Consider the following 22,379-nt stretch of genomic DNA (forward strand, 5'->3'; position numbering starts at 1 on the left):
CTCACCCCGACCGTCCAGGGAAGAACCGGGCCAGCGACACCGACCCGACGAACCCCAGCAGCGACAGCACCTGGAGCACCGGCAGGTCGGAGTAGTCGTCCCTGACCACCGCGAACAGCCCCACCGCGCACATCGCCAGCGACGTCAGCACGTCGAGGGCGACCGCGCGGTCCAGCATCGACGGCCCGCGCCCCACCCGCCACAACGCGGCCGCCGCCCCGCCGCCCAGCAGCGCGATCGTCACCAGGTACACCACGCTCACCGCAGCTCCTCCCGGTCCGCGCGGGTGCCGAACGCGGCCACGATGCGCGACTCCAGCCCGGCCAGGTCCCTGCGGACCGCGTCCGGGACGCCCTCGCCGGCCAGCCCCAGCACGTGCAGCATCAGTTCTCTCCTGTCCAGGTACGCCTCCACCACCAGGCTCCCCGGCATCGTGGACAACGCCACCATGATCATCACGGTCATCGACTCCGACGACGTGCGCAGCCGCACCGGGACGAGCTGCGTGGGCGGATCGCCGGGCCGCACCACCCACGCCACCACCCGCACGGTCGAGAGCAGCATGTCCCACCCGAACCACAGCAGGAACCGCGCCAGCGGCAGCGGCCGCACCCTGATCCCCGGGTCCAGGACGGGCAGCGGCAGCAGCCACGTCACCACCAGCGCGGTCGCCAGGCCGCCCAGCACGTTCCCCGCCGACAGCTCGCCCCACAGCGTCACCCACACCAGCGTCAGCCACGCCGCCAGCGGCAGCGGCACCCGCCGGCCGAACAGCCGCGGCGCGAGCAGGCCGCCGCTCACCGCCGCGTCCCCAGCACCGCGGTGACGTACGTCTGCCGCTCGCTCAGCTCCGTGGCCACCCGCCGCGTCAGCGCCGCCAGCGGCCCGGCCAGCACCGTGAACGACAGCCCCATCGCCACCAGCGCCGCCGTCGCGCCCAGCAGCACGGGCGGCAGCGCCGTCGTCGTCACCACCGGCTCCTCACCCGTCGCCTCCTCGCTCTCCATCACCTGGCCCAGCCGCTCCTCGCGCGGCGCGCGCCAGAACGCCTTGCCCCACGTCTTGGCGATCGCGTACAGCGTCAGCAGGCTCGTCAGCAGCCCGCCGGCCACCAGCACGAGCGCCGCCGGGCCGCCCTTGTCCAGGCCCGCCTGCACCAGCAGCAGCTTGCCCAGGAACCCCGACATCGGCGGGATGCCCGACAGGTTCATCGCGGGCACGAAGAACAGCACGCCCAGCACCGGCGCGGTCCTCATCAGCCCGCCCAGCCGGTTGACCGACGTGGTGCCGGTGCGCCGCTCGATCAGCCCCGTCACCAGGAACAGGCTCGTCTGCACGGTGATGTGGTGGACGATGTAGAACACCGCGCCCGCCAGGCCCGCCACCGTCGACAGCGCCACCCCGAACACCATGTAGCCGATGTGGCTGACCAGCGTGAAGGACAACATCCGCTTGATGTCGGTCTGCGCCACCGCGCCCAGCACGCCGGCCAGCATCGTGGCCAGCGCCACCGCCATCAGCAGCGTCGAGACCGGCCCGCCGGGGAACAGCAGCGCCTCCAGCCGGATGATCGCGTACACGCCGACCTTCGTGAGCAGCCCGGCGAACACGGCCGTGGCCGGCGCGGGCGCGGTCGGGTAGGAGTCCGGCAGCCATGCCGACACCGGGAAGATCGCCGCCTTGATCGCGAACGCCAGCAGCAGCGTCAGCTCGACCAGCAGCTTGACCTGCTCGGGCAGCGTGCCGAAACGCTCGGCGAGCTGCGCCATCGACAAGGTGCCCGTCGCGCCGTAGGTCACCGCCAGCGCGATCAGGAACAGCATCGACGACGCCAGCGCCATCAGCGTGTACGTGGCCCCCGCCCGCATCCTGGACTCGGTCCCGCCGAAGGTCAGCAGCACGTACGAGCCGCTCAGCAGCATCTCGAACGCGACGAACAGGTTGAACAGGTCGCCGGACAGGAACGCGTCCGCCACGCCCGCCACCATGACCAGGAACGCCGGATGGAAGATCGCCATCGGCGCGTCGTGCTCGGCCTCGTCGTAGGCGCTGGCGATCGAGTACACCATCACGCAGAGCGTCACCGCCGACGACACCACCAGCACCAGCGTCGAGAGCCGGTCGGCCACCAGGCAGATGCCGACCGGCGAGGCCCAGCCGCCCAGCTCGGTCACCAGCGGGCCGTGCGTGTCGGCCTGCACGAGCAGCAGCACCGACACCGCCAGCGAGATGCCCAGCGTGGTGAGGCTGATGGCCGACTGCAGGTGCCGCAGCCGCCCGCCGATCGCCAGCTTGATCCCGGCCGCCAGCAGCGGCAGCAGCACCGGCACGCACACCAGCTCGCGCAGCTCGACCAGGTCACCCACGGGCGCCGCCCCTGCCTGCCACTAGTCGTCGCCCTCCAGCTCGGGGTCGTTGGCGAGCGCCTGGCGGGCCCGCTCCTCGCGGATGGCCGAGCGCATCTGCCTGCGGGCGTCGCGCTGCCTGGCCTTGATCCGCTGGCGCAGCTCCCGCTCGCCGGCCGCCTGCTCGGCCCGCCGCCGGGTGTGCTCGCGGCGCAGCTCGTCGATGCGCTCGGCGTTGTCGCCGGCCGTGGCCTCCTCGTCCGGCAGGTCCCGCTGCCCGGCCTCCTCGAAGCCGCGTTGCAGCTCCTCCTCCGACAGCCCCTCGGCCATCCGGGTGCGCATCCACTCCTCCAGCTCGGTGTGCACGCGGGCGATCCGCCGTTCCAGGTCGGCCTCCTGCAGCCGCTCCCGCTCGGCCTGCTCGGCCTCCAGCCGGGCCAGCTCCGCCCGCTGCTCCACGACCAGCCGCCGGTAGGCGTCCTGCCGGGTGCGCAGGGCGTGGCTGAGCTCGCCGCGCCTGGCCCGCAGCCGCACGCGCCGGTCCTCGGTGTCGTCCTGGACCTCGTCGCTGCCGGTGAGCTGCCACGACCGGTGCACCATGGCCAGCACGAACGCCGTCACGCCCAGGGTGATCACGATGGCGGTGAGCACCATCGCCTGCGGCAGCGGATCGGCCATGTCCGCCACCGGCGCGCTGCCGAGGAGGGGCGGCCCGCCGGCGTTCCCGCCCGCGGTGACGATCAGCAGGTTCACGCCGTTGCCCAGCACCACCACCCCGGCCAGCACCCGCACCAGGCTCCGCTCCAGGAGCAGCGTCACGCCGGCCGTGATCATCACGCAGCAGCACAGGAACGGCGCCAGGGAGATCGTCACGCGCTCTCCTCCGCCTCGATCTGCCGGTCCAGCTCGGCGCCGAGGCCGCGCAGCACGTCCTGGACCATGCCGGTGACCGAGACGTACACGCCGAGGTCGAACAGCAGGCCCGTGGACACGTGCAGGCCGCCGACCAGCGGCAGGTGCACGTCGGCCGCCAGCATGTCCAGCGCGGCCCGTCCGAACAGCAGCCCGGCCAGCGCCGTGCCGGTCGACAGGGTCAGCCCGGCGCCCATCAGCACGCCCGCGTGCACCGGGACCGCCGCGGCCAGCTCGTACCGGCCGCCGGCCAGGTAGCGCACGGTGATCGCCAGCCCGGCCACGATGCCGCCGGCGAACCCGCCGCCGACCCCGCTGTGCCCGACGAACAGCAGGAACACCGAGAGCACGAGCACCGTGTGGAAGGTCAGCCGGGCCGCCACCTCGAAGGCCACGGCCCGCTGGCCGCGCGGCAGCGTCGAGGACAGCCAGTGCGTGCGCTCGGCGGGCACCCGGCCGCGGTCGTCCCGCTCGATCTCGTACGTCCTGCGCCGCAGGAACACCAGGCTCGTCACGCCCAGCGTCAGCACGACCAGGACCGTGCTCTCGCCCATCGTGTCCCAGGCCCGGATGTCCAGGATGATCGCGCTGACGATGTTGCGAGCCCCCGCCTCGCGCGCCGCGGCCGGCATCAGCGACCCGACGGCCCAGGTGCTGCGCGCGCTGGTGGCCAGCATGCCCGCCCCGGTCACCACCACCCCCACGGCCAGCCCGAGCCCGAACCGGAACAGGCGCGGCAGCCGGGCCCTGACCGGGGTCACCGGCAGCCGCCGCAGTACCAGCGCGAACACCACCAGGGCCAGCGTCTCGGCCAGGAACTGGGTCAGCGCCAGGTCGGGCGAGCCGTGCGCGAGGAACAGCAGCGCGGTGCCGTACCCGATGACGCCGACGACCACGGCCAGCAGGATGTAGGCGCGGGCGAACAGCGCCAGCGCCGCCGCCGCGGTGATCAGGACCGCCAGCACCGGCTGCTCCACGCGCTCCCAGGCGACGACCGGCACGTCCAGGTGCGGCACGCCGCCGTAGGCCACGGCGAACACGCCCACGCCGGTCGTGGCGGCCAGCGTGAGCAGCAGGTAGTCGGGCAGCGAACCCCGCTGGACGAAGCCCGTGGCCTGGACGGCGAACCGGTCCAGCCGCCGGACGAGCGCCCAGAAGATCTGCGTCGAGTCCAGCACGTGCAGCGCCGCGCCCGCCCTGGCCACCGGCTCCCTGGCCAGGAACAGCAGCGTCCCGGCCGCCAGCGCCACGCCCGACAGCAGCAGCGCGGGGGACGGGCCGGCCCACATCGCCAGGTGCGTGGCGTGGCCGGGGTCGCGGAAGGTGCCGGTGTAGCCCGACATCGCGCCGCCGTACCAGGAGGCGAAGGGCGCCAGCGCCAGGCCGAGCGCCGCCAGCAGCGCGGCGGGCGCGAACATGGCCGCCGCCGTCCGGTGCGCCGGCGTGGCCGGCACGCCCGGCTTGGCGGCGAAGGCCCCCCACAGGAACCGCAGCGTGTACGCCGCCGTCAGCGCCGACCCCGCCACCACGCCCGCCAGCACGAGCGGCCGATCCAGCAGCGCCTCCAGCGCCGCCTCCTTGCCGGCGAACCCCGCGAACGGCGGCAGCCCCGCCATCGACGCCCCCGCCAGCACCGCGGCCGCGCACACCCACGGCATGGACCGGCCGACCCCGCTCAGCTCGCGCAGCTCACGGGTGCCGGTCGCGTGGTCGACGACGCCCACGACCAGGAACAGCGCGGCCTTGAACAGCGCGTGCGCGGCCAGCATGCCCACCCCGGCCAGCGCCGTGCCCCGGGTGCCCGCGCCGAACAGCGTGATCAGGAAACCGAGCTGGCTGACCGTGCCGTAGGCCAGCAGCCGTTTCAGGTCCGTCTCGCGCAGCGCCCGCCAGCCGCCCAGCAGCATCGTCAGCACGCCGAGCGGCACCGCGACCGCCCGCCACAGCGGCACGTCCCCGAACGCCGGCCCGAGCCTGGCCACCAGGTACACCCCGGCCTTGACCATGGCCGCCGCGTGCAGGTACGCCGACACCGGCGTCGGCGCCGCCATCGCGGCCGGCAGCCACGTGCTGAACGGGAAGATCGCCGACTTCGACAGCGCCCCGGCCAGCACCAGCACCAGCCCGGCGGCCAGCGGGCCCGCCTGCGGCGGCCGGGCGAGGACCCCCGACACCGCGTACGTGCCCGCCGCCTGCCCGACCACCACGAACCCGGCCAGCATCGCCAGCCCGCCCAGCGTGGTCACCGTCAGCGCCTTCATCGCGGCCCGCCGGCTCGCCCGGCTCTCCGGGTGGTAGCCGATCAGCAGGTAGGAGAAGACGGTGGTCAGCTCCCAGAAGACGTACAGCAGCAGCAGGTTGTCGGCCGTGACCAGGCCCAGCATCGACCCGGCGAAGGCGGCCATCGCGCCGCCGTAGCGGCCCAGCCCGTCGTCGCCGGCCGGGAAGTAGCGCGCGCTGTAGACCAGGACCAGCACGCCCACGCCGGTGACCAGCGCCATCATCAGCAGCGCCAGCGTGTCGGCCCGGAAGGACAGCTCCAGCCCCAGAGCGGGCGCCCAGCGGGTGTCCTCCCGCGCCGGCAGCCCCCGCACCCCCAGCCACACCGTGTACGCGAAGCCGGCGCCGGGCGCCACGGCCAGCAGCGGGAAGGAGGCCCGTCCCATGCGCCGGGCCAGCCAGGGAGCGCAGACCGCCGCGAGCGCGTGCAGGACCAGCAGCGACTCCATGGGCTCCTCGGGCGGGAATTTCCGGCTACGTCCGCCCAATCTCTCCCGCCCGGTCGTGGCCGCCGCGCAGGCGCGGCCAGGGTTGACCCGAACGTCACCAGTCCCACACCCGCCCATGAGCGGGTGCGGGACCGGGCCGGCGCCCTCAGGCCTGCGCGCAGGCTCCAGGACGCGGCGCGCCGGCCGTGATCACGTACCGGTCGATCTGCCGGTCCAGGCAGGACGAGCTGCCCTTGTACGCCGTGTGCCCGTCGCCGTCGTGGGTCAGCAGCACGCCGTGCTCCAGCTGCCCGGCCAGCCGCCTGGCCAGCTCGTACGGCGTGGCCGGGTCACGCGTCGTGCCCACCACCACGATCGGCGGCGACCCGTGGGCGCGCACCTTCCTGGTGAACCGCTTCCCCTTGACCGGCCAGTACGCGCAGCGCTGCTCGGGATGGTCCAGGCAGTTGACCGCCGCCAGCGCCTCGCTGCTGTTGTCGTAGCTGCCGTCGGGACGGCGTCCGTGGTTGACGTCGGCCAGGGCGAGCATGGCCGTGCCGTCGCCCTTGAAGGCGAGGGTGAGCGCCTGGCGCAGGTAGGGCCAGCTGTCCTTGGCGTACATGGCCTGGTTGACGCCCGCGCGCAGGATGGCCTCGTTGACCTGCCTGCTGTCGCCGTCGTTGCGCAGCGGCGCCCGGTCGGCCCGCTTGTAGAGCGCCTCCAGCCGCCTGGTCGCGGCGGCGACGGTGTGCCGGGGGAACGGGCAGTCCCGGGCCCTGAAGCAGTCGCGCAGGAACGACTCGCGCGCCAGCCGGAACCCCCGCTCCTGGGCCGCGCCGAACTCGGCGAGCGTCTGGCCGGGGTCCTCGGCGCCGTCGAGCACCATGGCGCGGATCCGGGTGGGGAACAGGTCGGCGTAGCGGGCGCCCAGGTAGGTGCCGTAGGAGAAGCCGAAGTAGGTCAGCCGGGCGTCGCCCAGGGCGGCCCGCATCACGTCCAGGTCGCGGGCGACCTCGCCGGTGCCGACGTGCGCGAGCAGCTGCTTGCCGGAGTTGGTGGCGCAGCCCTGGGCGAAGATCTTCATCCATGCCTTGGCCCGCTTGACCTCGGCCGCGTTGTCGGGGGTCGGGTCGGCGGCGAAGTAGGCGTCCAGGCCGAGGGGCGACAGGCAGCGCACGGGGGCGGAGGCGCCCACGCCGCGCGGGTCGAAGCTGACCACGTCGAAGTGCTGCCGGACGGCGGCCGACATGACGGTCCTGTCGGCCTTCAGGATGGTCGTGCCGGCGCCGCCGGGACCGCCGAAGTTCAGCACGATCGAGCCGATCCGCCGGCCGGTCGCCGGCAGCCGCGCCATGGCGATCCTGATCCGCCGGCCGCCGGGCTTCGCATAGTCGAGGGGCACCGTCAACTTCGCGCACTGGAACCCGCTGCCGCACCCCGACCAGGCCAGGCGCTGACCGTAATAGGCGCTGAGCCCGCCGTCCGTGGTCGCGCCCGCGGCGCCGGACAGGCCGGCCGCGGCGATCAGACCTGCGAGTACGGGGGAAAGAATCGTGATTAAACGTCGCATAATCAAAAGTTGAAGGGGATACCTTGCGAGCCCCTTTAAGCGTGGTGGCACAGATCATCTGCAAGAAGCGCGCCGGGCTGGGTATCGAGCAGGTCATCCGCACGACTACCAGGGGGAACAGGCCGCCATGTCGCAGCAGAACCGTCCCGTCGAGGGCGAGCACAAATACGAGCAGCACGTCACCTCGACCGGCGAGCACGAGGAGCGGCCCGGCCGCAGCCTCGTCACCACCGACCACGACGTGATCCAGCAATGGGCGCAGGAGCGCGGCGCCAAGCCCGCGACCGTGCCCGGTACCGAGCACCAGGGCCGCGCGGGCGTGCTCCGCTTCGACTTCCCCGGCTACGGCGGCGGCGACCTGGCGGAGATCACCTGGGAGGAGTGGTTCGAGACCTTCGACCAGCGGAAGCTGAACTTCATCTACCAGGAGCACAAGAAGGACGGCAAGCAGAGCAACTTCTTCCGGCTGGAGAACCCGGACCGCGAGGACGCCTGAACCCCGGAGGGGCGGGCCCGCCCCCGCCCGCCCGCCGGGGCTGCGCCGCCCTCGGGCAGAGTGCCGTTCAGCCGCCTTCGGAGACCCGGCGGGTGACCTCGTCGGCCAGCCGGTCGAGGGAGCGGTCGAGCAGCTCGCGCACCTCGCCGGCCCTGGCGCCGGAGTCGGGCTCGTCGAGCAGCGACAGGTGCACGGTCACCTCGCTCGTGCCGGCCGCCGAGTCGGACACCTGCAGCCAGCCCGCGTAGTCGGGGTGGTCGCGGCCGCCCCACTCCACCCGGAGCTGGTCCTCCCGGGCGCGGAACAGCCCTTCGTGCCGCCCGCCGCCGGGCACCAGCTCGCCGCCCGCCTCGACGGTGCCCGCCCCGCCGTCGCCGACCCACAACCCCTGCGGCAGCCACCGGTCCATCAGCTCGACGTCGGACGCCACCCCGAACACGATCATGCTGTCGGCCGGCATCCCGCGCGTCGCCTCGATCTCCGCCATCACAGGCCCCCGTCCTCCCCGAATGCCGCCGTACCGGGCGCGGACCGCGCCGCCTGCCACCGGCAGCCGAACGCGGCGACCATACCCGTGGCATCTGCTCGCAAACCGGCCCCCGCGCCGCCCGTCTCTGCCACTACGGTGGCTCCGGTGAAACCGCGGCGAGAGGGGAGAACGGCGCGATGGCGGAACTGCCACGAGTGCCGCCGGAGATGTTCCGGTTCGCCACCACTGAGCGGGCGGATCTGCACACGGCCCTCCTCGACGTCCTCGGCGCCGCCGCCGAGCGCCTGGAACCCGCGCTGACCGCCGGCGAGGTCCGCGACCGGCTGCGCGCCCGCGGCTGGTACGCCCCCGTCGCCGACCACGACCTCACCGGCGCGCTCCGGCAGCTCGCCGGCTGGGGACTGGTCGAGGTCGTCTTCGACCACGCCGCCGGCTTCGCGACCGCCGAGGAGTACGAGCGCAGGAACCTGCGCTACGCCCTGACCGCCCAGGGCGAGGCCGCCCACGCCGGGCTGCGGCAGGCGTCGGCGACGCTGGCCCCGGCGACACCGGCCTCGGGGGGCGCGCTCCACACCGCCCTGCACACCGCCGTGCTCGACGCCCTCGCCGACCGGCTGGAGGAGCTGGAGGCGCTGCTGGCCGACCCCGACCCCGGCCGCGACCGGAGGGTGTTCACCTGCCTGCGGGAGCTGGAGTGCCACCTCGACGGGCTGCGCCGCGACACCGTGCGGCTCAACGGCGAGCTGCGGCGGCTGCTGCGCGCCGACGGCGCCGGCGTTGGCACGTTCCACGAGGCCGAGGCGGCCACGGTGGCCTACCTCCAGGAGCTCGTGACCGGGCTGGAGCAGCGCGGCGAGACGGTGGCGCGGGCGTTGCGCGGCGTGGCCGGGCGGGGCGTCGGCGTCCTGCACACCAGGGCCCTGGCCGGCGCCGACCTGCCCCGGATCCCCGGCGCCGACCTGGCCACGCCGTGGCTGGCGGCCCGCGCCGCCGCCTGGGCCGAGCTGCGCCAGTGGTTCGACCCCGGCCTCGTCCCGGCCCCCGACCTCGACGGCGGTGCCGACGGCGGCGGCGGCCCCCGCCTGCGGCGGCTGCGGGAGATCGCGGGCGAGGCCATCGTCACGCTGCTCGGGCTGCTCGACCGCGTCACCGCCGCCCGCCGCCCCGCCTCCGGCGCCGCCGCCGACTTCCGCGCGCTGGCCCGCTGGTTCGCCACCGCGCCGGGCGAGGACGACGCCCACCGCCTCTGGGACGCCGCCTTCGGCCTCGGCCCCGCCCGGCACGCCCACCTCGGGCACGCCGACGCCGAGCTCGTCCCGGCCGGCACGCCCTGGGCGGAGGCCGGGCCGGTGGCCGTCTCGGCGCTGCTGCGCTCGCGGGGCAGGACCGAGCGCATGGGCCGTACCGGGCGGGTGCGCGACGTGGCCGCCCTGCGCGCCGAGCGCCGCGCCCGCGCCGAGAGGGAGCACGCCGGGCTGGAGACCGCCTGGCAGGCGCTGGCCGCCACCGGCTCGGTCCGGCTGTCCCAGCTCGGCGCGCTCGACCACGACACCCTCGGCCGGCTGCTCGACCTGCTGGGCCGGGCCCTGGCCGCCCGTCCCGACGCCACCGGGCTGCGCCGGGCCGTCACCTCCGACGGCCGGGTCGAGGTCGTGCTGCGGGCCCCCGGCGACGGCGCGGTCGCGGTGCTGCGCACCTCCGAGGGCTGGTTCCGCGGCCCCGACTACCTGCTCGACGTGCGCGCCCCGGGCGCCCGCGACCACGGGAGGGCCGAAGGGGCATGAGCAGCCTGGCCAACCAGCTCGTCAGGGCGGAGAAGGAGGAGATCGCCCGCGCGATCAGGACCCTCCTCGCCCGGCCCTTCCTGACGGCGGACGACGAGCCCGCCGCCTTCGCGGTGATCAGGAAACGGCGGGAGCCGCTGACCCGGTGGTTCGACTACTTCTGCGGCTGGCGGCTGGTCGTGGAGCCCCGCGAGGGCTACGCCCGCCTGGTCAAGGTCGGGTCGCGGCCGACGGCCACCCGCCCGGCCCGCCGCCGCGCCGGCGGCCCGCCGTTCGACCGCCGCCGCTACACGCTGCTGTGCCTGTGCGCGGCCGAACTGCTCGCCGCGCCGGTCACCACGATCGGCATGCTGGCCGGACGGGTGGCGCGGGCGGCGGCGGTCGAGACCGGCGTGCCGCCGTTCGACCCGGTCGGCGCCGACGAGCGGGCCGCCTTCGTCGACGTGCTCAAGCTGCTCGAACGGCACGGCGCGATCACCGCCACCGACGGCACGACCGACGCCTACCTCGGCGACGAGGACGCCAAGGTGCTCTACCGCGTGGACACCACCCGCGTGATCAGGCTGCTGGCCGCCCCCGTCCCGCCCTCCCGCCTGCCCGGCGCCTCCGCGGCTCCCCTCGCGGCGCTCACCGTCGAGGCCCGGTACGGCGGCGACGAGCCCACGCAGACCCAGCGCGCCCTGTGGGCCCGCCACTCCGTCATCCGCCGCCTGCTCGACGAGCCCGTCGTCTACCTCGACGAGCTGACCCCCGCCCAGGCCGCCTACGCCGCCTCGCTCACCGGCCGCCGGATGATCCGCAGGGCCGCCGAGGAGGCCGGGTTCGTGCTGGAGGAGCGCGCCGAGGGGCTGCTGCTCGTCGACACCGAGGCCACCGCCACCGACACCAGGTTCCCCGACGACGGCGCCCCCGCCAAGGTCGCCGCCCTGCTCCTGCTCGACCTGCTGGTCACCGCCGGTCCGCTGCCCGCAGGACGCCTCGACGAGGAGGCCGCCGAGCTGCTGCGGCGCTTCCCCCAGTGGGCCAGGGCCTACCAGTCGGACGGCGGCGCGCCGCGCCTGGCCGCCGACGCGCTGGCGGTGCTCGCCATGTTCGGGCTGTGCCGCCGTACCGGGGACCGGGTGGCCGCCCTGCCCGCCGGAGCCCGCTACCGGGTCGATCGCGGCCCGGCCGACACGGCCGACACGGCCGACACGGAGGACGCATGACCGTCACCGAGCTCACGCCCGCCCGCACCGCCCCGGGCATGGACCGGCGCTGGATCCCCGTACGCGCCGGGATCCTCAACGTGTGGCGCTACCACGACGAGGTGTTCGAGTTCCACCGGGGCCGGCTGCTGCTGCGCGGGCCCAACGGCAGCGGCAAGTCCAAGGTGCTCGAACTGCTGCTGCCGTACGTGCTGGACGCCAGTCTCAAACCCAGCAGGCTGTCCACGTTCGGCGGCACCGAGCGGACCATGCACTGGAACCTCATGGGCGAGGGCGCGAGCGGCGTCACCCGCGTCGGCTACGTCTGGCTGGAGTTCCAGCACGCCGACGGCCGCTGGTTCACCTGCGGCGCCCGCCTCCAGGCCACCGCCCACACCAAGAACGTCACCGCCGCCTACTTCACCACCGGCGCCCGCGTCGGCCTGCCCGGCGGCGTCCGGCTGACCGGCGACGGCGGCCAGCCGCTGACCAGGGCCCAGCTCGCCGACGAGCTGGGCCAGGCCGGGACGGTCCACGAGTCCGCCGACGCCTACCGCGCCGTCGTGCGCGGCACCCTCTACAGCGCGCTCAACGAGCAGCGCTACGACTGCCTGCTCACCGCGCTGCGCCAGCTCCGCACCCCCAAACTGTCCGAACGCCTCGACCCCGGCCTGCTGTCCGACCTGCTGTCCAGCGCCCTGCCGCCGCTCGGCGAGGGCGAGATCCACGAGATCGCGGGCGGGTTCGAGCGGCTCGACCGGCGGCGCGAGGAGCTGCGCCTGCTCGACCGCGACGTGCAGGAGGCCGACCGGCTGGCCGACGTCCAGCGCGGCTACGCCCAGAGGGTGCTGCGCGCGGCCGCCGCCGCGGCCCTGTCCGCCGGGCAGGCCGTCGACGCCCTCGCCGCCGAGGTCAAGGCCGGACGGGAGGCGCTCAAGCAGGCCGGCGACGAGCTGGCCGCCGCGGCCGTCCGGCTGTCGGAGGAGGAGGCGCAGGAGCTGGCCCTGGCCGCGCAGATCGACGGGCTGAAGGAGAGCCAGGCGTACCGGTCCGGGCACGACCTGCACCGGCTGCGCACGCAGGCGCGCGAGGCGCACGAGTCGGCGGCCCGGCTGCGCGACCAGGCCGGGACGGCGGCCCGCGGCGCGTCGGCCAGGCAGGAGCTGTCGCTGCGCGCGGCGGCCGTCGCCCGCGCCGCCACCGGCCTGGCCGACCGCGCCCGCGGCGAGGCCCGCCGGGCCGCCGAACGCGCCGGGCTGCTCTCGGTCCACCTGGAGTGCGAACGCCCGGTTCCCGACCCCGGCGGCGCGCAGCCCGGCGCCCCCGGCGAGGGGGAGCGGGGGGACGACGGCGAGGAGTCCGTGCGCCGCGCCCGCGAGCTGCTGCGCGCCGCCGTCACCAGCCGCGCCGGCCAGATCCGCGAGGTCGCGGCGGCGGCCGCCGAGCACGAGGAGGCGATCGGCCGCCGCACCACCGCCGAGCACGACCGCGACCGCGTCCGCGACGACCTGGCGGCCGCGACCGCCGCCCACGACCAGGCCGGCGCGACCCGCGACGAGCGCGCCCGCGACCTGGCCGCCGCCCTGGAGGAGTGGGCCCGCGGCTGCGTGCACCTCCGGCTCGACCCCGAGGAGCTGGCGGGCCTGGCCGACCGGTCCGACCAGGCCGACGAGCTGGTCGGCGCGGCCCGTACGGCGGCCGCGGTCCGGCTGGCCGCCCGCGAGCACCACCTGACCGGCCTGCGCGACCGGCTGCACGCCGAACGCGCCGAGCTGGCCCGCGAACGCGAACGCCTGGCCGACCGGACCGCCCTGGAGCCGCCCCCCTCGCCCGCCCGCCCCGCCTCCCGCTCCGGACGGCCCGGCACGCCGCTGTGGCGGGCGCTGGCCTTCCGCTCCGGCGTCGACCCGGTCACCCAGGCGGGCATCGAGGCGGCGCTCGAAGCCTCGGGCCTGCTCGACCTGTGGCTGCTGCCCGACGGCGGCATGGACCCCGGCGAGCACGACGCCTTCGCCGCCTCCGCCCTGGCCCGGCCCGCGCCCGGCCAGAGCCTGGCCGCCGTGCTGTCCGCCCAGCCGGGCGCGCCCGTCTCGGCCGAGCGGGTGCTCGCAGGCGTCGCCTTCGCCCCCACGGCGCTCGGCCTCGACCACCCGGCGGCCGTCGGCGCCGACGGCACCTGGCGGCTCGGCCCGGCCGCCGGGCGCTGGGTCAAGCCGGAGCCCTCCTACATCGGCGACGCCGCCCGCGAGCGCGCCCTGCGCCGCCGCGTCGCCGAGCTGGACGACCGGCTCTCCGACCTGGCCGGCACGATCGCCGAGTGCGACCACCTGTTCAGGGTGCTGGCCGGCGACCGCGACACGCTCGCGGCCGAGCTGCGGCGGCGGCCCGACAGGAGGCCGTACGACGGCGCCGCGCGGGCGCTGGACGCGGCCGTCGGCAAGGTCGCCCTGCTGGAGGACCAGCTCCGGGCGCACGAGCAGCGCCTGCACGAGCGCGAGAAGGAGGTGGGCAGGTCGCTGCGCCGGCTCACCGAGCTGGCCGCCCGGCACGCCCTGCCCGCCGCCCGGCCCGCGCTCGACCGGCTGGAGGCAGCCCTTCGCGCCGCCGAGACCACCGGCGCCGTCTGGCACGACCGGCGCGGCGACGCCCGCGCGGCCAGGGAACGCGCCGGCCAGGCGGCCGAGACCGCCCGCGAGTACCAGGACCTGGCCGTCCGCGCGATGGAACGGGCCGAGGAGGCGGCCGACGCGGCCGTCGTGCTGGCCGAGAAGCTGGCCGCCGTCGAGCCCGCGGCCGGCGGCCAAGACCTCGACCTGCTCGACCGGCTCCAGGACGCCCAGACCGCCCACCAGGGCTGCCGCCGCCTGATCCGGACGATCCACGACGACACGGCCCGGCTCAACGCCCGCCTCGGCCGGCTCAGGGGCGAGCTGGGCCGGGCCGAGGAGAAGCACGCCGAGGCCGGGCGCGTCCGCGAGGCGGTCTGCGAACGCCTGCGCCGTCTGCTGGCCGGCCACCTGGCCGCCGACGCCGGCCTGCCGTCCGGCTCCCAGGCGCTGCTCGCCCCCGACGCCGGGGTGCGCGCGGTGCTGGAGGCGGCCGGGGACGTGGCCGCGCGGCTCGCGGCGGTGCCGCACGACCGGCGGACCGTCAGGGAGGCCGAGGCCCGCCTGCGGGACGCCTTCCACCACGCCAGGGAGGTCCTGGCCGGCCGCGCCGAGCTGGAGCTGGCCCCCGACGAGGACGTCCAGGTGCTGACCGCCGTCGCCGGCGGCGTGCGGGCGGGCGCGGCGGCGCTGGGCAGGGCGCTGCGCGGCGAGCGCGACGAGCGGCGCGGCGACATCACCGAGGCCGAGCGCGACCTGTTCGACCGCACGCTCGCCGGTGACACGCGGCGGCACCTGGCCGACCGCATCCGCCAGGCCGCCGCGCTGGTCGAGGGCATGAACCAGCGGCTCGAACGCGTCCGCACGGCCTCGGGGGTCGCGGTGCGCCTGGTGTGGCAGGTCGATCCCGGCCAGTCACCGGCCACCCGCGCGGCCCGCGAGCTGCTGCTGCGCGACCCGGCCGGGCTGAGCGAGGCCGACCGCGAGGCCCTGTACGCCTTCTTCCGGGACCGTGTCGAGGAGGCGCGCGCCGACAACTCCTCGGCCGGCTGGGAGGACCAGCTCATGAAGGTGCTCGACTACACGTCCTGGCACCGGTTCGTGGTCCGCCTCGACCGCGGCGACGGCCAGGGCTGGCAGGACCTGACCAGGAAGCTGCACGGCGCCCTGTCCGGCGGCGAGAAGGCCATCGCCCTGCACCTGCCGCTGTTTGCCGCCGTGGCCGCCCACTACCGCACCGACCCCGGCTGCCCCCGGTTCATCCTGCTGGACGAGGTGTTCGTGGGCGTCGACCGGGCCAACCGCGGCCAGGTCTTCGACCTGCTGGTGAACCTCGGGCTCGACCTCGTGCTCACCTCCGACCACGAGTGGTGCGAATACCGCGAGCTGGACGGCATCGCCATCCACCAGCTCATCACCGGCGACGGCGACGACGCGGTGACCACGGCCCGCTTCGTGTGGAACGGCTACCGGACCGTCGCCACTGAGACCCTTGATTAGAAAGGTTCTTTACCACCAGCGATCGCGTCCGTATGGTGGGGGCAACCCTCGGGAGGCGGTCATGAAGATCCGCACCTCTGCGGTCGTGCTGACGACCCTGCTCGCCCTGTCGGTCCCTGCCTCGGTGACCGTCTCGCCCAGTGCCGCGGCGGCGGCCGCCGTCGCCTTCGGCGCGATCGTGCCCGCTCCGGTGAGCGCGGTCCCGGCGGCGGGGGTGACGTACCAGATCAGCGCCGCGACGGCCGTGTACTCCGAAGCGCCCGAGGTGGGCGAGCAGCTCGCCGGGCGGTTGCGGCGCTCGACCGGCTACCCGATCCCGATCGTCACCGCCCCGCCGGCGGACGGGATCGCGCTGCGGCTCGGCACGGTGGCCGGCGGGGAGGAGGCCTACCAGCTCGACGTGACCGCCGCCGGGATCGTCGTGCTGGCCAACCAGGCCGCCGGGCTGTTCAACGGCGTGCAGACGCTCCGGCAACTGCTGCCGTACGCCGCCGAGGCCGGCACGGTGCAGCCGGGCCCCTGGCCGGTGCCGGGCGGGCGGGTCGTGGACCGGCCGCGCTACCCCTGGCGGGGCGCGATGCTCGACGTGGCCAGGCACTTCTTCCCGGTGGACGCGGTCGAGCGGTACCTCGACCAGATCGCGCTCTACAAGATCAACCGCCTGCACCTGCACCTGTCCGACGACCAGGGCTGGCGCATCGCGATCGACTCCTGGCCCCGGCTGGCCTCCTACGGCGGCGGCACGGCGGTCGGCGGCGACCCCGGCGGCTTCTACATCAAGGCCCAGTACCAGGAGATCGTCGCCTACGCCGCCGCCCGGAACATCACCGTGATCCCGGAGATCGACATGCCGGGGCACACCAACGCCGCCCTCGCCTCCTACGGCGAGCTCACCTGCGACGGCGTCGCCCCGCCGCGCTACACCGGCACGGACGTCGGGTTCAGCTCGCTGTGCACGTCCAAGGAGATCACCTACACCTTCGTGGACCAGGTGATCGGCGAGCTGGCCGCGCTCACCCCGGGCCCGTACCTGCACATCGGCGGGGACGAGGCGTCCTCCACCACGCCGGCCGACTACCGGGCGTTCGTGGACCGGGCGCAGGGCATCGTGGCCGCCCACGGCAAGACCGTGATCGGCTGGCACGACGTCGTCAACGCCACTCCGCTGCCCTCCACGGTCGTCCAGTACTGGGGCAGCGACCCCACGGAGACGGCGGTCTCGACGGCGGGCCGGAAGGTCGTCATGTCCCCGGCCGGCCGCGCGTACCTGGACATGAAGTACAACCGGCGCACCCCGCTCGGCCAGACGTGGGCGGGCACGATCGAGGTCAAGGACGCCTACGGCTGGGACCCCGGCGCCTACCTCAGAAGGCTCCCGCCCGAGCAGGTGCTCGGCGTCGAGGCGCCGCTGTGGACCGAGACGCTCAGGACGTCGGCCGACATCGACTACATGGCCTTCCCCCGCCTGCCCGCGCTCGCCGAACTGGGCTGGTCCCCTTCCGCCACGCACGACTGGACCGCGTTCCGGCAGCGGCTGGGCGCGCAGGGCCCGCGCTGGCGCGTCATGGGGATCGCCTACTACCGCTCCACCCAGATCGCCTGGCCCTCCGGTTCGTAGGAGCCCCCTCAGGAGCTGCGCATGTCACGATCGATCAGATGCGTCCTGGCCGTGCTCGCCCTGCTGCTCGCCTCGGGGGTGGTGAGCGCCGGCAGCGCCGTCGCGGCGGCCGGTTCGACCGAGCTGGCCTCGGGCTGGGCGCTGCGCCCGGCCACCGGCCTCGCCGACACCGGCGCGGTGATCTCCACGCCCGGGTACGCCACCACCGGCTGGCACCCGGTCACCCTGCCCTCGACCGTCCTGGCCGGGCTGGTCGCGAACGGTGTCTACCAGGACGTCTACTTCGGCCAGAACCTCAAGAACGTGCCCGACCTGACCACCCAGGACTGGTGGTTCCGCGGCGAGTTCACCGCCCCGGCCACGGCCCCCGGCCAGGTCTACTGGCTGCGTTTCAAGGGCCTCAGCTACCGCGCCCAGATCTGGCTGAACGGCGTGCAGCTCGACGCCGCGGCCGTGGGCACGTTCGTCGGCCACGAGTACGACGCCACCGCCGCGATCCGGCCCGGCGCGGCCAACGCGCTGGCCGTCAAGGTCACCCCGCCGCGCCACGACTGCAAGGACCTGTCCACCTGCACGGTCGACTGGAACCCCGAGGCCCCCGACATGAACGCGGGCATCTGGAACACGACCCTGCTGGACACCACGGGCCCGGTGGCCCTGCGCGACCCGTACGTGCGGACCACCCTGTCCGGCGCCGCCGCCGACCTGGCCGTCTACGTGGACGCCGTCAACGCCACGAACGCCCCCGTCACCACCACGGTCAGCGGCACGATCACCAAGGCGGGCCGGCCCGACCTCACCTTCTCCCAGGCCGTCACGCTGGCCGCCCGCGAGCGCAGGGAGATCGCCTTCGCGCCCCTGCACGTGAGCGATCCGGTGCTGTGGTGGCCGTACCAGTTCGGCAGCCCCGAGCTGTACCGCCTGACGGTCGCCGCGGGCGCCTCCGACAGCAAGACCATCGACTTCGGCATCCGCCAGGTCACCGATTACCGCACCACCGTCAACGGCACCTCGTTCGCCGGATACAAGATCAACGGCCGGCCGATCCTGCTGCGCGGCGGCGGGTACGTGTGGGACCTGATGCAGCGCTGGGACACCAGGACGAACGCCGCCCACATCGCCTACGTCAAGGACATGGGCCTGAACACCATCAGGCTGGAGGGCACCCTCGGCAACGAGGAACTGTACGACATGGCCGACAAGGCGGGCATCCTGGTCATGCCGGGGTTCGTCTGCTGCAGCGCCTGGGAGGACGACAGCGCCTGGACCGCCGAGCAGGAACAGGTCGCCCGCGCCTCGCTGGACAGCCAGCTCCGCTCGCTGCGCCACCACGCCTCGGTGTTCCTGTGGACCTACGGCAGCGACCAGCCGCCGACGGCCGCGCACCTGGCCGCGTACAAGAGCGTGGCCGCCGCCCTGCACTGGCAGAACCCCACCCTGGACAACGTCGCCACCTGGTCCAACGCCGACGCCGGCATGAAGATGGACGGCCCCTACGTGTGGGAGCCGCCGGTGCTGTGGTGGGACGAGAGCAAGAGCGGCGGCGCGTACGGCAGCACGGGAGAGGAGGGCACCGAGTCGCCGCCGCCCCTGGAGACGCTGCAACGCTTCCTCGCGCCCGCCGACGTGTGGCCCATCGGCACGGCGTACAACTACCACGCCGGCAAGCCGGGCAGCGTGTTCGACACCATCGCCCCCTACAGCACCGGCCTGGCCAAGCGCTACGGCACGCCCGCCTCCGCCGCCGACCAGTCCCGCAAGTCCGAGGCGCAGAACTACGAGAACGCCCGCGCCTTCTTCGAGGCGTGGAGCGCCAGGCAGCACGTGCGCTCGTTCGGCTCGATCTTCTGGATGCTGAACAACGCCTGGCCGTCCGTCCACTGGAACCTCTACGACTACTACCTCAAGCCCGGCGGCGGCTACTTCGGCACCAAGAAGGCCACCGAACCCGTGCACATCGCCTACGACTACCTGACCCGGGCCGTCCACGTGGTCAACTCGACCCTCACCACGCGGTCCGGGCTGACCGCCACGGTCTCCGTGCACAACCTGCCGGACCTGGCCCAGCAGTACACCGCCTCGGCCCCCGTCACCGCCACGGCCAACGCCGGCGTCCAGGTGCTGACGATCCCGGCGCTGACCGGGCTGTCGCGGACGTACCTCATCAGGCTCCAGCTCAAGGACGCCGCCGGCGCGAAGGTCAGCGACAACGTCTACTGGTACTCCACCGCGCCCGACACGCTCGGCAACAAGAGCAACTGGTACCGCACCACGCCGAAGACCTACGCCGACCTCACCGGCCTGAACGCCCTGCCCGCCGCCGACGTCGCCGCCACCAGCGTCCGCGCCGTCTCCGCCGGGACCGAGACCGTCACGATCACCCTGCGCAACCCGTCCGGCCTGGCCTTCCTCGTACGGCCGGAGGTGGTCGCGGACGGGCGCGAGGTCGTACCGGTGACCTACACCGACAACTACGTCACGCTGTGGCCGGGGGAGAGCACGACCATCACGGCCACGTACCGAACGAGCGACCTCGGCGGCCATCAGCCGGCACTCCGGGTACGCGGCTACAACGTCCCCACCACAACCATCCCCCTCACCTGACCCGCGTCCTGGACCTCCGCCTCCTGGACCCCCACCCCCTCGACCCCGCCTTCTCGGCCCCCGGGCTCTTTGACCCCGGCCCTTTGACCCCGGTTCTTTGACCCCGGCTCCTTGGCCGCGGGGCCCGGTGCCCCGGGCGGGATCCCGCCCGGGGCGGCGGGGCTCGCGCGGGGCGGTGGTTCAGGGGGTTGCCAGCGCGTCGGCCCAGGGCGGGTTCGCGCCCGCCACCGAGCACGTCAGCGCCGACACCCGGGCCGCGAACGACGCGGCGGCCACGGCGGTGTCCAGGTCGAGGCCGTCGAGCCGGCCGCCGAGCAGTCCGCGCGCGCCCAGGTCGTGCAGCAGCCCGGCGGTGAAGGAGTCGCCGGCGCCGACCGTGTCCACGACGTCGACCTCCGGCGCCCGCACCTCCGCCCGTTCGCCGTCGAGGGACACCAGCGCGCCCGCCGCCCCGCGGGTCACCACGACGAGCCGGGCCCCGGCGGCGTGCCAGGTGTCGCAGGCGCGTTCCACCGGCACGCCGGGCATCAGGAAGCGCAGGTCGTCCTCGCTGAGCTTGAGCAGGTCGGCCCACCGGCACCAGCGCTCGACCCGGTAGTCCTCGCGGGCGGCGAGAGTGGGCCGCACGTTGGGATCGACCGAGACCGTGGCCCGCGCGGCGGCCGCGCGCGCGAACTCCTCGACCGCCGCCCGGCCCGGCTCCCTGACCAGCGCCAACGAGCCGGTGTGCAGGCAGATGGCCGGGCCGAGCCGGGCCGGGACCAGCTCGTCCGGGCTCCACTGCCAGTCGGCGGTGCCGCCCGCGTAGAAGGTGTAGGCGGCCTGGCCGCCGCCGTCGAGCGCGGCGACCGAGAGCGTGCTCGGCTCCGCGGCCTCGACGGCCGCCGACAGGTCCACGCCCGAGGACGCCAGATGTTCACGGAACAGCGCGCCGAACACGTCGCCGGAGATGCGTCCGAGGAAGCGGGCGGGCGTGCCGAGCCTGGCCAGCGCCACCGCGGTGTTGGCCGGCCCGCCGCCCGGCAGCACCCGCAACCCGAGCTCACCCTGCCCCGCCCCGCCTGCCGCGGTGGTGAAGCCGTCGGCGACGCACTCGCCCAGAACAGCGATCATCGAGCCTGCCTTCCTGGCGCGCGCCGCCGATGCCGTACGCCCCGGGTGGCATCGACGTCTCCGGATGGGAGCTCATCATCGCAGCCCGGCGGCCTTCCGCGCCCGCGTCGGTTCCGTGCCCGCGTCGGTTCCGTGCCCCGCCGGCTGCGGGGCCGCGCCCGGCGTGGTGCCGGGGCCCGTCAGGAGCTCTGGTTCCCGTCCTTCAGGTGGCCGGGCAGGCCGGTGTTCGGGACGTCGAGCTGCTGGGCGTACCGGTCGTTCAGCTCCGACCAGCCGAACCCGACCGCCGCCGCACCCCGGATCGGCGGGATCGGTCGCCCTTCGAGCAGCCGGTCGGCCACGTCGAGGCACAGGTGCCACCCGGCCGCCACCTTCGGCAGCAGGTCGCGGTCCAGGACGGTGTGCCGTAGCGTCAGCCGCGTGCCGCCGCCGGTCGCCGCCAGTTCCCAGCGCAGCAGGTCGGTGCCGAACGTGTGCTCCAGCAGCGTCGGCGGCTGGACGCGGACGACCTCGGCCACCAGGTCCTGAGGCTTCTCATCGTCGATCATCGTGAGCGTCGCGCCACCGGCCTCGGAAAGGTCGCGGTCGGCGGTGTACGGCGCCCACGCCGCGAGCTGTCCGGGCTCGGTCAGCGCCCGCCACACCTTCTCCGGCGGATGCCGCAGGTCACGGACGAAGACGAGGGTCCAGCGACCTTCCGTCACCTCGCTGCCGACCTGGGCCGGCGGGCTCGGGCGGTACGCGTCTGGGGTCATGACTGCTCCCGGTTGTTGTCGAGATGGCGCTCAAGCGCGTCGAGATGCGTGTCCCACAGGGCCCGGTACGGCTGGAGCCAGTCGTCCAGCGCCCGGAAGGGGCCGGCATGGATGCGGTAGATCCGCCGCTGCGCCTCGGTACGGCAGGTGACGAACCCGGCCTCCCTCAGCACCTTCAGCTGCTTGGACACCGTGGGCTGGCTGACATCGAGCGCCTCGACCAGCTCGTTCACACTGCTCTCGGCCACCCGGAGCCGATCGAGGATCCGACGCCGGGTCGGCTCGGAGAGCACGGAGAACGCGTCGACGGACATGCCTTCATATTCCCCTTCACGTATATGCCTGTCAAGGAATACACGCTGTCGACGACCCCTCGGCGAGTCGCGTCTCCCGGTGGTAGCGCCGATGCCGCCCTGGACGAGTGCTGGTGGAGGTGGACGACTGGCGAATCGAAGGCGCCGGGTCTTGACGCGCTTGAAGCCCACCTGACGCTCGTCCCGGGGAAAGAACGGGATGCCGCGCTGATCAGCGCCGGATGGACCCTTGGCGCGGTGCTCGTCTCTCAGCCTCGGGTGGGTCGCCTGGGGTGGCGAGGGGTGCGCTGCCGATCGCGATATCGCCGTCGCCGGGCTCGGCTCGCAGGCGTTCGATCTCCTCGGCCGGGCCGCCGGAGGCCGGGTGCGCATTGGCC

The 22,379-nt window shown here is 74.7% G+C and carries 16 protein-coding genes; 6 read left to right on the forward strand and 10 right to left on the reverse strand.

Annotation, left to right across the window (positions count from 1 at the left end):
• Nucleotide 1: 1 nt before the first annotated feature.
• The 6 genes from ACIBST_RS20530 to ACIBST_RS20555 all read right to left on the reverse strand — a co-directional run bounded on the left by ACIBST_RS20530 (nucleotide 2) and on the right by ACIBST_RS20555 (nucleotide 7,535).
• On the reverse strand, nucleotides 2–262 hold the full coding sequence (locus tag ACIBST_RS20530; protein WP_397173591.1) for a monovalent cation/H+ antiporter complex subunit F: 261 nt from the start codon (nucleotides 260–262) through the stop codon (nucleotides 2–4).
• A complete protein-coding gene (locus ACIBST_RS20535) occupies nucleotides 259–801 on the reverse strand; it encodes a Na+/H+ antiporter subunit E (RefSeq protein WP_397173593.1) in 543 nt (180 codons plus the stop codon). The genes ACIBST_RS20530 and ACIBST_RS20535 overlap by 4 nt, the downstream gene beginning before the upstream one ends.
• Nucleotides 798–2,366 (reverse strand): Na+/H+ antiporter subunit D, encoded by a 1,569-nt coding sequence (locus ACIBST_RS20540; protein WP_397173594.1) that lies wholly within the window; start codon nucleotides 2,364–2,366, stop codon nucleotides 798–800. The genes ACIBST_RS20535 and ACIBST_RS20540 overlap by 4 nt, the downstream gene beginning before the upstream one ends.
• A gap of 21 nt (nucleotides 2,367–2,387) precedes the next feature.
• A complete protein-coding gene (locus ACIBST_RS20545) occupies nucleotides 2,388–3,218 on the reverse strand; it encodes a Na(+)/H(+) antiporter subunit C (RefSeq protein WP_397173596.1) in 831 nt (276 codons plus the stop codon).
• Nucleotides 3,215–5,986 (reverse strand): Na+/H+ antiporter subunit A, encoded by a 2,772-nt coding sequence (locus tag ACIBST_RS20550; protein WP_397173598.1) that lies wholly within the window; start codon nucleotides 5,984–5,986, stop codon nucleotides 3,215–3,217. The genes ACIBST_RS20545 and ACIBST_RS20550 overlap by 4 nt, the downstream gene beginning before the upstream one ends.
• Nucleotides 5,987–6,131: 145 nt before the next feature.
• Nucleotides 6,132–7,535, reverse strand: a complete 1,404-nt coding sequence (locus tag ACIBST_RS20555) for an alpha/beta hydrolase (protein ID WP_397173599.1) — start codon at nucleotides 7,533–7,535, stop codon at nucleotides 6,132–6,134.
• A gap of 127 nt (nucleotides 7,536–7,662) precedes the next feature.
• Here ACIBST_RS20555 and ACIBST_RS20560 point away from each other — a divergent pair, with 127 nt between their 5' ends.
• Entirely contained in the window at nucleotides 7,663–8,031 is a 369-nt protein-coding gene (locus ACIBST_RS20560; RefSeq protein ID WP_397173600.1) for a hypothetical protein, read from the forward strand.
• A gap of 67 nt (nucleotides 8,032–8,098) precedes the next feature.
• Here the strand turns inward: ACIBST_RS20560 and ACIBST_RS20565 are convergent, their stop codons facing one another.
• Nucleotides 8,099–8,518 (reverse strand): SRPBCC family protein, encoded by a 420-nt coding sequence (locus ACIBST_RS20565; RefSeq protein WP_397173602.1) that lies wholly within the window; start codon nucleotides 8,516–8,518, stop codon nucleotides 8,099–8,101.
• Nucleotides 8,519–8,697: 179 nt separating this feature from the next.
• Between ACIBST_RS20565 and ACIBST_RS20570 the strand changes: the two genes are divergently transcribed.
• The 5 genes from ACIBST_RS20570 (at nucleotide 8,698) to ACIBST_RS20590 (ending at nucleotide 19,820) form a co-directional block, all read left to right on the forward strand.
• On the forward strand, nucleotides 8,698–10,305 hold the full coding sequence (locus tag ACIBST_RS20570; RefSeq protein WP_397173603.1) for a TIGR02677 family protein: 1,608 nt from the start codon (nucleotides 8,698–8,700) through the stop codon (nucleotides 10,303–10,305).
• Nucleotides 10,302–11,513, forward strand: coding sequence for a TIGR02678 family protein (locus ACIBST_RS20575; RefSeq protein WP_397173604.1), 1,212 nt, complete (start codon nucleotides 10,302–10,304; stop codon nucleotides 11,511–11,513). Before ACIBST_RS20570 ends, ACIBST_RS20575 begins: the two co-directional genes overlap by 4 nt.
• Complete coding sequence (locus ACIBST_RS20580) at nucleotides 11,510–15,598, forward strand: TIGR02680 family protein (protein WP_397173605.1); 4,089 nt, start codon at nucleotides 11,510–11,512, stop codon at nucleotides 15,596–15,598. The genes ACIBST_RS20575 and ACIBST_RS20580 overlap by 4 nt, the downstream gene beginning before the upstream one ends.
• 61 nt (nucleotides 15,599–15,659) lie before the next feature.
• The gene (locus ACIBST_RS20585; RefSeq protein WP_397173607.1) at nucleotides 15,660–17,216 is read left to right on the forward strand and encodes a beta-N-acetylhexosaminidase; all 1,557 of its coding nucleotides are present in this window, start codon (nucleotides 15,660–15,662) and stop codon (nucleotides 17,214–17,216) included.
• Nucleotides 17,217–17,237: 21 nt separating this feature from the next.
• Nucleotides 17,238–19,820, forward strand: coding sequence for a glycosyl hydrolase 2 galactose-binding domain-containing protein (locus tag ACIBST_RS20590; protein WP_397173608.1), 2,583 nt, complete (start codon nucleotides 17,238–17,240; stop codon nucleotides 19,818–19,820).
• A gap of 180 nt (nucleotides 19,821–20,000) precedes the next feature.
• Here the strand turns inward: ACIBST_RS20590 and ACIBST_RS20595 are convergent, their stop codons facing one another.
• From ACIBST_RS20595 to ACIBST_RS20605, 3 genes are all read right to left on the reverse strand, one after another.
• Nucleotides 20,001–20,933: a carbohydrate kinase gene (locus ACIBST_RS20595; protein WP_397173609.1), complete on the reverse strand. Its 933-nt coding sequence runs from the start codon at nucleotides 20,931–20,933 to the stop codon at nucleotides 20,001–20,003.
• 179 nt (nucleotides 20,934–21,112) lie between these two features.
• Nucleotides 21,113–21,688: an SRPBCC family protein gene (locus ACIBST_RS20600; protein WP_397173610.1), complete on the reverse strand. Its 576-nt coding sequence runs from the start codon at nucleotides 21,686–21,688 to the stop codon at nucleotides 21,113–21,115.
• Nucleotides 21,685–22,002 (reverse strand): ArsR/SmtB family transcription factor, encoded by a 318-nt coding sequence (locus tag ACIBST_RS20605; RefSeq protein ID WP_397173612.1) that lies wholly within the window; start codon nucleotides 22,000–22,002, stop codon nucleotides 21,685–21,687. Before ACIBST_RS20605 ends, ACIBST_RS20600 begins: the two co-directional genes overlap by 4 nt.
• Nucleotides 22,003–22,379 lie beyond the last annotated feature (377 nt).

The organism is Nonomuraea sp. NPDC049684, from assembly GCF_044465345.1.
Taxonomy (GTDB): domain Bacteria; phylum Actinomycetota; class Actinomycetes; order Streptosporangiales; family Streptosporangiaceae; genus Nonomuraea.